Raw genomic sequence first — 2,500 nt, forward strand, 5'->3', positions numbered from 1 at the left:
CATATTATATGGTTAAGTCCTCGATCTATTAGTATTCGTCAGCTCCACATGTCACCATGCTTCCACCTCGAACCTATCAACCTGATCATCTTTCAGGGATCTTACTAGCTTACGCTATGGGAAATCTCATCTTGAGGGGGGCTTCATGCTTAGATGCTTTCAGCACTTATCCCTTCCGCACATAGCTACCCAGCTATGCCCTTGGCAGAACAACTGGTACACCAGCGGTGCGTCCATCCCGGTCCTCTCGTACTAAGGACAGCTCCTCTCAAATTTCCTACGCCCACGACGGATAGGGACCGAACTGTCTCACGACGTTCTGAACCCAGCTCGCGTACCGCTTTAATGGGCGAACAGCCCAACCCTTGGGACCGACTACAGCCCCAGGATGCGATGAGCCGACATCGAGGTGCCAAACCTCCCCGTCGATGTGGACTCTTGGGGGAGATAAGCCTGTTATCCCCGGGGTAGCTTTTATCCGTTGAGCGATGGCCCTTCCATGCGGAACCACCGGATCACTAAGCCCGACTTTCGTCCCTGCTCGACTTGTAGGTCTCGCAGTCAAGCTCCCTTATGCCTTTGCACTCTACGAATGATTTCCAACCATTCTGAGGGAACCTTTGGGCGCCTCCGTTACACTTTAGGAGGCGACCGCCCCAGTCAAACTGCCCACCTGACACTGTCTCCCGGGTCGATAAGACCCGTAGGTTAGAATTTCAATACAGTCAGGGCGGTATCCCACCAGCGCCTCCACCGAAGCTAGCGCTCCGGTTTCAATGGCTCCCGCCTATCCTGTACAAACTGTACCAAAATTCAATATCAGGCTACAGTAAAGCTCCACGGGGTCTTTCCGTCCTGTCGCGGGTAACCTGCATCTTCACAGGTACTATAATTTCACCGAGTCTCTGGTTGAGACAGTGCCCAAATCGTTACACCTTTCGTGCGGGTCGGAACTTACCCGACAAGGAATTTCGCTACCTTAGGACCGTTATAGTTACGGCCGCCGTTTACTGGGGCTTCAGTTCAGAGCTTCGCTTACGCTAACCCCTCTCCTTAACCTTCCAGCACCGGGCAGGTGTCACCCCCTATACTTCGCCTTACGGCTTCGCAGAGAGCTGTGTTTTTGCTAAACAGTCGCTTGGGCCTATTCACTGCGGCTTTCCGTTAAGAAAGCACCCCTTCTCCCGAAGTTACGGGGTCATTTTGCCGAGTTCCTTAACCAGAGTTCTCTCGCACACCTTAGGATTCTCTCCTCGCCTACCTGTGTCGGTTTGCGGTACAGGCACCTTTTATCTCGCTAGAAGCTTTTCTTGGCAGCGGGGAATCAAAGACTTCGCTCCATAAGGAGCTTCCCCATCACAGCTCAGCCTTCACGATAAGCGGATTTGCCTACTTATCAGCCTAACTGCTTGGACGTGCACAACCAATCGCACGCTTCTTCTATCCTTCTGCGTCCCTCCATTGCTCAAACGATAAAGAGGTGGTACAGGAATATCAACCTGTTGTCCATCGCCTACGCCTGTCGGCCTCGGCTTAGGTCCTGACTAACCCTGAGCGGACGAGCCTTCCTCAGGAAACCTTAGGCATTCGGTGGACGGGATTCTCACCCGTCTTTCGCTACTCATACCGGCATTCTCACTTCTAAGCGCTCCACCAGTCCTTCCGGTCTGACTTCACTGCACTTAGAACGCTCCCCTACCACTGATACCATTGGTATCAATTCGCAGCTTCGGTGGTGTATTTAGCCCCGGTACATTTTCGGCGCAGAGTCACTCGACTAGTGAGCTATTACGCACTCTTTAAATGGTGGCTGCTTCTAAGCCAACATCCTAGTTGTCTAAGCAACTCCACATCCTTTTCCACTTAATACACACTTTGGGACCTTAGCTGGCGATCTGGGCTGTTTCCCTCTTGACTACGGATCTTATCACTCGCAGTCTGACTCCTAAGGATAAGTCATTGGCATTCGGAGTTTGACTGAATTCGGTAATCCGATGAGGACCCCTAGTTCAATCAGTGCTCTACCTCCAAGACTCTTACACTTAAGGCTAGCCCTAAAGCTATTTCGGGGAGAACCAGCTATCTCCAGGTTCGATTGGAATTTCTCCGCTACCCACACCTCATCCCCGCACTTTTCAACGTGCGTGGGTTCGGGCCTCCATTCAGTGTTACCTGAACTTCACCCTGGACATGGGTAGATCACCTGGTTTCGGGTCTACGACCACGTACTAAACGCCCTATTCAGACTCGCTTTCGCTGCGGCTCCGCCTCTTCAGCTTAACCTTGCACGGGATCGTAACTCGCCGGTTCATTCTACAAAAGGCACGCCATCACCCATTAACGGGCTCTGACTATTTGTAGGCACACGGTTTCAGGATCTCTTTCACTCCCCTTCCGGGGTGCTTTTCACCTTTCCCTCACGGTACTGGTTCACTATCGATCACTAGGGAGTATTTAGCCTTGGGAGATGGTCCTCCCAGATTCCGACGGAATTTCACGT

1 rRNA gene (cut by a window edge) is annotated in these 2,500 nt (G+C 52.1%); it reads right to left on the reverse strand.

Going from position 1 to position 2,500, the window contains the following annotated elements:
* Window positions 1-8 precede the first annotated feature (8 nt).
* A 23S ribosomal RNA gene (locus COK05_RS29290) occupies window positions 9-2,500 on the reverse strand (it continues 430 nt past the right edge of the window).

This window comes from Bacillus cereus (assembly GCF_002567495.1).
Classification (GTDB): Bacteria; Bacillota; Bacilli; order Bacillales; family Bacillaceae_G; genus Bacillus_A; species Bacillus_A cereus_AQ.